The following is a 1,019-nucleotide window of genomic DNA, read 5'->3' as shown; positions in this document are numbered from 1 at the left end:
GGTGACCACCTGGATGGGGCCAACAGGCTCCGCCGGCAGGGATGTTGTCGCAGTGCTCCTGAGAAGCCTGGTTTGTGCCTCCCTCAGCGCCGGGCCCGGGGCGCAGCCCAATTCCTGGTCAAGGGTCCTACGGCAGCGGTCATAGGCCCGCAAAGCTTCCGTGTTCTCGCCATTCTGCTCCAGCCCAAGAATCAAAGCCGTCCATGCCCGTTCGTTGAGGGGATCTTCCTTGACCGCAGCCCCGCCCCAGGCGATAGCCTTGCCTACTTCCCCCACGGAGAGCGCGGTTTCTGCGGCCATGACGCGGGCAAGACCCACTTGCGCTGCGTGCGCGGCCCGCTCCTCCTCTGCCCAGGCTGGCAGCAGCTCGTCCCCGAGCAGCGGAGCGGAAGCCAAGTCAAGCGCCTCCGTCAGCAGTGCAAGCGCCGCGCGTGGCTCCGCCTGGCCCGCCATCTTGGTCAGTGTCTCGAAGCGGTCCAGATCAAGTTCCACCAACGACCGGTCGATGGCATAGCCGCCCGTGACCGTCCTCAGGGGACCGGTTCGTCCGGTACCGGGCTGCAGGTGGCGCCGAAGGACGCTGACGTAGCTTTCGAGGGTAGGCAGTGCCACGGCCGGGTGGTTGCCGCCCCACAGCAGATCCATCAGCCGGGTCTTCGATACTGCCGAGCCAAAGTTCATCAGGAGAATTTCGAGTACCTGGCGGGGCTTGGGTCCGCCAAGGTCGTTGGCGCTCAGCTCAGTGTCGCCGCGGCGAATGGTCAACGGGCCGAATACCGAAATTTGAAGTGTCGGCGCCTGCGGCGACACTTCGGAAACAAGGCTTGCCTGGCCCGTGTTGTTCGGCAGTTCCAAAGTAATCACTTTTGATTCCCCCATGTTGTTCGGTGGTGCGTGGTTCTCATTGAAGGGGGAGGGCAAACAGGCGAACAACAGTGTTGACTACTCACTTTTGGAAGCCCCCAGTACTTGGTCCTGAGGGGCTTTACGCAGGCTCCCAGCGGTGTGAATCAAAAGGC

General features: G+C 63.1%; 1 protein-coding gene. It reads right to left on the bottom strand.

The window, feature by feature from the left end; translation table 11 throughout:
* The coding region (locus tag AC5RWX_RS33720; protein ID WP_494100491.1) for an AfsR/SARP family transcriptional regulator at window positions 1–864 on the bottom strand (864 nt) is incomplete at its 3' end.
* Between the last annotated feature and the right edge of the window lie 155 nt (window positions 865–1,019).

Source organism: Arthrobacter sp. SPT-J7 (genome assembly GCF_059089965.1).
This window is presented reverse-complemented; position numbering and strand designations above follow the sequence as displayed.